Consider the following 8,455-nt stretch of genomic DNA (forward strand, 5'->3'; position numbering starts at 1 on the left):
GAAGGATGTCGAGGCAACAATCTCGTCATCCCACGCGTGGTTGATGATTGCCCATATCCGCAGAGTTCTGCGAAAAATCAATCAAACCGCTTTCTGATTCAGGCTCTAAGGCGAGATAAAGTGAATAAAAAATTACTGCTTTCTTCTATTATCGTTTTTTCCGGAATTTCTTTTGTTGCACATGCAGATTCGTCTGTATCTAAAGCCCCAACGCCCCCCCCTACCATCCAGAATAATTTTGGAGCATGGAAAGCAAGCTGCACTTATGCTCCGGCAACCCGGGCCGCGTCATTGTGTATTGCAGCCCAACAGCTGACGATGCAGCAGGATGGCAAGTCAGTCGCACTGGGTATGGTTATTGTCGCTCGAGCTGCATCAACCAAGGAACCAATTACGACACGTCCATATGAATTGAGTCTTATGGTTCCACTCGGGTTTGACCTGACCACGCTTCCAACGCTCACGATGGATAATGGTAAGCCTTTGAATTTACCTTATCTGGTCTGCAATGCTTCAGGCTGTCTTGCGACCACGCAAACAACTCCGTCCACCATGGCTGGTCTGAAAACTGCCGAAACAGGTCATATTCGTGTCACTCGTGTTCCTTCACAAGGAGGGGGCACTGTAACAATAAATTATAGCATGAATCATTTTTCCGATGCTTTAGGTGCTCTCGAGACATGGGCTACGCAGAAAGCCCCTTCCTGAGCCGTCGCATAGTTCGGGCCACAGCGTATGCGATGGCAGATTCTCGCTGGTTTGGTCATCATGACTATGCCAGATCTGGCAATGGGGCAGGTCTCGGGGTTGCCCGGTGGGATTATGCCGGCAGGGCCAGGATCCGCACAGGATCAGTATCAGCGCTTTGAACAGCATCAAGAACAACTGGACGCTTTACCGCCGCCATCGGGTGATATTGATCTTCATAAACCCGCATCTCCAGCGCAGGGCTCCAGGGGATGCGTGACAATTCATAGTATTACTGTGGAAGGAATTTCACGGCTTTCTCAAGCAGATATCGGGCATATGACTCAGCCTCATGTGGGTAGTTGCATGACTGTGCGAGATCTTAATAGCCTGATTGACGCACTGAACGCAGCCTATGTTCAGCAAGGATATATTACCTCCCGCGCTTATCTGCCAGAACAGAAGCTTTCCTCCGGACACCTCAGAATAGTCGTCATTGAGGGAAAACTGACAGAGCTCAAGCTGGAAGGGCGCCCAACCCGGCTGGCAATTGCCATGGCCTTTCCCGCTCTACATGGGAAAATCCTCAATCTCCGTGACCTGGAGCAGGGGATAGAAGATATGAACAGGCTGAGCCACTGGGGGGCCCGCATGCGTATTATCCCCGGCGCGAAAGCAGGCACCTCAACTGTTGTGATCAGCGCGCCAAAGCGCGGTGTGCTGCATGGCCAAGTCTGGTTTGACAATTATGGCCAGAAAATCACGGGACAAGAAACAGGGCATGCCATGCTGACGGCAGAGAACCCCTTGGGACTTCTGGATCTGTGGTCAGTTGAATATGATCACTCACTCGTGGGCCAGGCTGGACAGCGGGGAACATCCTATCTCTCCGTTAATGGCTCAATCCCTTTTGGTTATTGGACTGTTTTCGGTTCATGGTGGCATTCAGAAGATGAATACCCCCTGCGCGGCCTGAGCGATCTCTATCATCTTTCTGGTGGTCGGCGAGACTGGCGTTTGGGAATTTCACGGGTGCTGCTGCGGAACAGCCTTGGCATTACGTCTTTCCAAGTCAGTTACGAACGAAAATCATTCGGTTCTGAAATCAATCATACTGTGATTGATACTGAAACCGCACGGCAGTCCTTCGTTAACCTGCAAGTCAGTGAATCTCTCAAAGGATGGGGCGGGGTCTGGTACATCACAGGCGGTCTCAAGGTTGCCGTAGCCGGGGCCGGGACGTGGTCTAACATTGCTCATCCTGGCTTGCAGGAGCCCCATTCGTCTTATCTTAAGCCTTCACTGGATATAGATGGGTATAAACCCCTTATGCCCAACGTGTTATGGCATACATCGTTACATGCTGAATACAGCACCCGAGACCAGTTTCCGACCAACGAGTTACAGGTGGGCGGGCCTTATTCAGTTCGGGGTTTTCTGGAACAGGTCCTGCTGGGTAACGATGGCGGCTATATGCGCAATGATTTTTCATGGCAGCTTCCATCGTTGGACAAGAAATGTGGGAAGTTCGCTTTTCTCTGTCACCATGTCATCGAAGGCACGCAGCTTTATGCTGCTCTGGACGTCGGTGTCGTGCGGGCGGGGTTTACTTCTTCGTCCATGCCTCCGGCACTTAAAGGCGGAGAAATGGCAGGGGGAGGCCTCGGCCTCAGGAAGACCACAGGTCCATTTTTCTGGAACGTCTCCCTTACACATTCGATCTATACCGGCCCTCTCCCTTCTGAAGGTTTGGTTACGCTGTTTCAGGTGGGAGCGAAGATGTAATGAATACGGCCTATAGGCATACTATTCTCGAAATGCTCCCCACCACAACATTGATGCAGCGTTGTCTGCGTGTTCTGGTCGCAACCTGCCTGCTTTTTACGTCAACTATTTCAGTCGCATTAGCTCAACAGGCAGAACCGCAGATCGTAATTGATCCGCATGCAGCGGGACCTGAGCCGACGTTGGATAAAACCCAGAATGGGATCGATCAGGTCAACATCGCCACTCCGAATACTGCTGGTGTGTCGCATAATGACTTTCTGGAATACGGGGTACCTGAACGTGGTGTCATTCTGAATAATGCTACGTCAGCGACAGAGACGAAGATCGGTGGTGCAGTTTACGGTAATAGTAATCTTAATGGCCATTCGGCGAACCTCATTCTGAATGAGGTGACGGGTTCCCTTCCAACTCTGATGCTGGGTTATACGGAAATAGCCGGGCATCAAGCTTCGGTCGTTGTCGCTAATCCAAACGGAATTACCTGTTCAGGCTGTGGTTTCATCAATACGGCACGTGTCACCCTTGCGACAGGCAAGCCGGAAATGGATGCGAGTGGTGCACTCAAGGATATAGCTGTTCGAGGAGGTAACATCACTTTTTCAGGGCCGGGTGGGGATTTCACCACAGTGCCAGTGCTGGATGTCCTTTCGCGATCCGTGACGCTGAAGGCACAGGTGAATGCTCAGACAGCCAATATTGTAGCTGGACGTAACCGGGTTGATTATGGCACCAACGTTGCCCACACACTAGCTTCCGATGGGACAGCTACTCCCGAATTTGCCATTGATACGGCCGCCTTGGGTGGACTCTATTCAAACCGTATCTACATGGTGGTTAACGAAGCTGGGGCAGGTGTAAGGGTCGACGGCGCCATGGCCGCCAATGCCGGAGACATGACCCTCACCGATACAGGTGATCTGGTACTAAATGGTAATCTGGCTGCCAGCGGTACTATTCAGGCCCAGGCCAGTGGTCAGATCACTAATGCCGGCAGCCTGCAGTCGGGTACCAGTCTGCAACTTGAGGCGGCCAATGCACTGGCTAATAGTGGCCGCATCAGTGCGGGCACAGCACTAACCGCACAAGCGGAAACAATCGGTAATAGTGGGACGATTTCAGCGGGAGGCGGTATGCTGTCTCTTGCAGCACAGGGCCTCCTGACCAATAGCGGTGGTATTGGCGCATCGAATGGTAGTCTGTCTGCCAGGGCAGCGTCTATCGCAAATACCGGAACAATCGCATCAAAGGCAGACCTGACACTGAACAGTGCCAGTTCTCTCTCAAATGTTGGCGGGAAGATATCGAATACGGCAGGTCTGGCTTCAATTGAAGCGGTTGGCGCGCTGGATAACACTGGGGGGACGGTCCTCAACCAATCTGGCAACATGATATTATCGGCGCAGGATGTCACCAATAATGAGGGTGTCATTCAGGCTGGTGGTAATCTGACGGCAGCATTGGGCAGCTACAGCTCTAATGCTCACTCTTTCTTCACAGCAGAACAGGCACTGGCTGTCACAGTGTCTGGCAATCTGGACAATGAAGGCACCCTTGGCGGAAGCACAGATGTCCTTGTAACAGCCGACAGCCTCACGAATGCGGCGTCAGGTCTTCTGCTTGCGACAGGTGGTTCTCTCAGTCTGAACGTGGGTGATCGTCAAAGACAGGCAGCAAATGACAGTGTTCTGTTTGATGGCGTATCCGGCAATACAGTTACCGGGACAGTAAGCAATACAGGTACGCTTTATAGTGCCGGTGGAATGAGCCTGACGAGTACGGGGGCCTTTTCCAACGATAACGGTACGATCAGGGCCGGGACCGATCTGAGGGTTTCCTCGACAACGTTGAACAACACATACGGGAAACTTCTGGCAAGACACGATCTCGGGATTAATAATAGCATTACCTCAGCACCGCTTTCTATTCTCGATAACCACAACGGCCTGATGCAGGCAGGAAATAACCTGGATGTTGAGACAACGAGCCTAGCCAACACGGCGGGAACTCTTCTTGGCATTAACGGCGATGTGACTCTTGCTGCTGGAAGCTCCGGTGCAATGATGACAGCGCTCGATAATACATCTGGAGGTATCATTCAGGCTGGTGGAACTGTTTTAGTAGCTGCTTCCACTATCAGCAATGACGCTGGCAGCGTTCTGGCGCTGAACGGCGATATTGCGCTGAACGCGGTGAGTGCGCCCTCTTCCGCACTGTCCTTCTCTAATGTGGGAGGAGCAGTAAAAGCGGCAGGAAACCTGATCCTGGTGACGGGGAACTGGCGTGATGATGCCAATGGCGTCATGAGTTCGGGGAAAGATCTTTCTGTACAGGCCTCTGAAGACCTGAGGACCGAGGGCGTTCTGGTAGGGGGGCAGGGCCTGTACCTTGATGCAACAGGTCTGACGAATGCTGCAAGCGGGCTGATCGCGACCGAGAATGGCACGCTGGACCTTGTCCTGAATGGAACAGGCACAGGAGAGGGGCTTTCCAACTCTGGCCGGATCGAAACGGCGGGCACTGGGGCTTTCCTTAACGTCACGACACAGGGGAACATTACCAACAGTGGAATCTGAGTATCACAGCGAATGGCACAGTCACGATTAACGCGTCTGATCTGGGTGCCGCGAAAGAAGCAGCCATTACCGGGTCTTCGGTCGCATTCAATGCCCTGAATGACGTAACAACCCAGACCCAGACTCATAAGTCGATGTTTATCGGGAACACGACTGGTCTCGATCCGAACTCTATTGTCGGTCAGATGGTGGACATGGCGCTTGCCGCGTCTCAGGCATCTGGGAAAGATAGCGGCAAGCTGGCGGCCGCAGATGGCGCACAGGCCGCCATGACCGGTGTAATGACAGGCATTCAGGCCAGTACCGCAGGAAGCATATCGCAAGTTACATCCCTGTCGAACTTATTCAAAAAAGGTGATACCCCCGACGGCAACATTGATCTGATTGCAGTCAGGTCAAATGTCGGATTTGACCTTGAAAAATCGAAAACAACGCTGACGACCAGAAAAGTCGAGGGTTCATCGGCGGAAGCCGGGAATACCCTGTCCGTGACGGCTACGGGAGGCACACCAACGGACGCTCAATCAGGCGACATTATTGCGACAGCTTCGAATCTGTCCGGACAGAATGTGGTTTTAACCGCCCTTGGAAATGTAACGCTCCAAGCAGGGTATGACACGACGCATGAGGTTGCGAGCTCCAAGTCGCTTTCTGCCAGTGTTGGAGCTTCCGCTAGTATTGGTACACAAGGAGCTGGTGTCAGCGTTGAGGGACAGTTCGGTTTTTCCAAAACCAAGACCAACGCATCATCCAGCACAGCAGTAGATACGACCGTTGTTGGCACTGATAACGTCACTATTGCCAATGCTGCGGGCGCGACAACGCTGGACGGAGCTGAGATCAGCGGTAACTCTATTGATGTTGCAGCTAAAGATCTGACGATCACTACAGCGCAGGATACGTCTCGCTACAACTCCAAAACCACTGGTGTGAATGCAAGCTTTTCTGTTCCCGTGTGGGGAGCAGGAGATATAGGCGGGAGTGCGAGCTTCAGCCACAGCAAGACGACAGACAGTTACGCGTCGACGGAAGCGACCCAGTCCGGACTTTATGCGGGTGTAGGTGGCCTGACTGTTTCTGTGGCGGATGCGACGACGCTGAACGGGGGCGTTATCGAAAGCACGGCCGATGCGGCACTGAACCATGTGACAACCGGTTCGCTGATCGCCAGCGACATTGCCAATTATGCCGATGCCAGTGCGAAGACGATGGGGTATCAGGCCAATGTCATGAATCCCGGTGGTGCGACGGGTGGTGGCACGGGCCATATGCTGACGGCGATTGGTACGGGTATGGCGTCCAACGCGGGAGGTCTTCTGGGCGCTGCGGTGCATCAGGACGCCAGTTCTGTAACCCGGTCAGCAATCGGGGCAAACGTGGTGGTCACGGCGGGGAGTGTAAGCGGCACACTCTCGCGTGATCCTTCGAGTGCCAATCATCCGCTGACGAACAGCTTTGATGCACAGAAGATGCAGAATGACCTGCAGATCCAGCAGGTCGGATCACAGGTCGTGGGTGAAGTGGGCGGGGTTATTTCCGATGCGCTGGATCATGCCGGGATTTCCGGTTTTGGCACAACAGATGTCAGTAATGCTTGGGGGCGCATAGGGCTAGAGACCGCAGGAAGCGCTCTGGTCGCTGGGTTGTCTGGTGGGAATATCGGAGCAACGGCTGCCGGTACGGCAGCGGGAGATGCGGCTGCGATAGCAACGCGTGAGTGGGCAGGCTCAGTCGCACAAGCCATCACGACTGATGGAAATGCCCAGCGTGTGATTGAGAACATGCTGAGTAATGCGATAGGGGCCAGCGCTGGAGCTGCGGGGGGAGCCGCTGCGGGTGGTTCTGGGCACACCATGCTCAATGCATTGGCTGGCGCTGGCTACGCATCAGCCATACAGCAGTTCAATCAGGCAAACGAAAATGATGAAAAAGAAGCGAATAAGGGGCCTCGTAATACGAGAGAGGCTCTGGACTGGGTGTTAGGCCCCAGTTCAAGAGAAGTCACGGAAGAATTCAGAGAACAGACTTACGATATTGATGCACATGAACTGGCAAGACTGGATCCATCTAACCCCGAACTACAAACATTAACAGATCCCAATCAGCCGCGGGTTATTAGTGACAATGACGTTTCAAGGATGGAGAATGCGCTTTTAGAGGCTCGTGAAGTCAACCGACTGTTGACGACACCAGAGGGAAGAAAAGAGCTTCTGGCAAAAACGCCAACGGGCTCAGAAAACCTGACCGAAGCGGCAAAAAAAGTTGTTGAACAAGAACAAGAACAAGATAATGCTTATATCACGCAAAGAGTTAACGAATTACAATCAGCCATACCTGAAGGGGCGAGAGGTCGCGTGACGATGGGTGTCGGTATCGTAAAAAATACGGCTGGACAAAAAGTAACAGTAATATCCACAAGCGAACCTCGTGGATACTTACGGAGTGGCGTGGCGCAAAAATTACGCTCTGAAGATGTAGTTATATCTGGCACGGGCCATGCGGAGACTGATATAATAAACTGGTCTAAGGAGCAGGGCTATACTGTTAGAGCAATAGGTGCTGGTAGACCCATTTGTTCGTCTTGTGCATTGGCGATAAAGAATGTTAACGTATTGCCTGCCACCTCAATAAAAAAGTAAAGAAAAATAATGGATTTAAGTATACGTCTCAATCAAGTTTCTCCTGAACTAGTTGAATATGGAGAAAGACTCACAAGCGATGAACGCTCTTTAATAGCTCGTTTAATTGCGAAATGGGCATGTAGTACTAGCCATTCAGAAGACTACCTTAATGATAATATTCAGTCATACTTCGAAACAGGAAAATTAATAAGCATACCAGAGAGAAGAGAGCTTGAAAAAACAATACAGTATATAGACAATAAATATTTCGATATACTGGAGGATCGTGGACATATAGATGTTGAAAAAAAGGCAATGTATTGGTTCCAGAAGGCCAGATCATTAAACTCAGTGATGTATGCCATAGATTCTAAAAATTTAGATTCTTTTTATGATTGCTTATATGAAGCCCTTGCCGCAACCAATGATATAAAAAAAATAAAAGAGATATGTTATTTGACCGTGGAGAGATTGAAAAACCGATGATTGATGCCTTTGGCTAGTGATTCTAGGGCGTGTCGTCAGTTATGGTGCGGTGCGGCTCTGTTGCACAATTCCAGCGATTGGGCGTACTGCAATCTTTGAGGGGTTTTCTGACGCGACAGGGTGTGTGAGGGGGATTCCGAGGGCTGTGAAGCGATTGAGGACGGCGATCCGGACATGAACTTCGGTGACCTGACGGTCGAAATCGCGTGCTGTCAGACGCTGGCCCAGCAGCTTGATGCAGTGCATTTTCGTCTCAACGCGGCTTCGTCGATGATAACCACTCCATCGTCTCCAGATAGC

5 protein-coding genes and 2 pseudogenes are annotated in these 8,455 nt (G+C 51.7%); 6 read left to right on the forward strand and 1 reads right to left on the reverse strand.

What is annotated here, in order from left to right; all coding sequences use genetic code 11:
- The 6 genes and pseudogenes from GOB83_RS14175 to GOB83_RS14200 all read left to right on the forward strand — a co-directional run.
- Positions 1 to 97 (forward strand): annotated as a pseudogene (locus tag GOB83_RS14175) (IS5/IS1182 family transposase); the annotation flags it as partial.
- A 23-nt stretch (positions 98 to 120) separates the two neighbouring features.
- Complete coding sequence (locus GOB83_RS14180) at positions 121 to 708, forward strand: invasion associated locus B family protein (RefSeq protein ID WP_165926564.1); 588 nt, start codon at positions 121 to 123, stop codon at positions 706 to 708.
- A gap of 60 nt (positions 709 to 768) precedes the next feature.
- Entirely contained in the window at positions 769 to 2,472 is a 1,704-nt protein-coding gene (locus GOB83_RS14185; protein ID WP_242005886.1) for a ShlB/FhaC/HecB family hemolysin secretion/activation protein, read from the forward strand.
- Complete coding sequence (locus GOB83_RS14190) at positions 2,472 to 5,048, forward strand: two-partner secretion domain-containing protein (RefSeq protein WP_165926566.1); 2,577 nt, start codon at positions 2,472 to 2,474, stop codon at positions 5,046 to 5,048. The genes GOB83_RS14185 and GOB83_RS14190 overlap by 1 nt, the downstream gene beginning before the upstream one ends.
- A 194-nt stretch (positions 5,049 to 5,242) precedes the next feature.
- Positions 5,243 to 7,687: a hemagglutinin repeat-containing protein gene (locus GOB83_RS14195; RefSeq protein WP_242005887.1), complete on the forward strand. Its 2,445-nt coding sequence runs from the start codon at positions 5,243 to 5,245 to the stop codon at positions 7,685 to 7,687.
- Between the two features lie 9 nt (positions 7,688 to 7,696).
- Positions 7,697 to 8,155: a hypothetical protein gene (locus tag GOB83_RS14200; protein ID WP_165926567.1), complete on the forward strand. Its 459-nt coding sequence runs from the start codon at positions 7,697 to 7,699 to the stop codon at positions 8,153 to 8,155.
- Positions 8,156 to 8,269: 114 nt separating this feature from the next.
- On the opposite strand, the pseudogene GOB83_RS14205 reads toward GOB83_RS14200, so the two are convergent.
- Positions 8,270 to 8,455: pseudogene (locus GOB83_RS14205) on the reverse strand (IS5/IS1182 family transposase); the annotation flags it as partial.

Origin of the sequence: Acetobacter fabarum (assembly GCF_011516925.1) — a bacterium.
Taxonomy (GTDB): domain Bacteria; phylum Pseudomonadota; class Alphaproteobacteria; order Acetobacterales; family Acetobacteraceae; genus Acetobacter; species Acetobacter fabarum.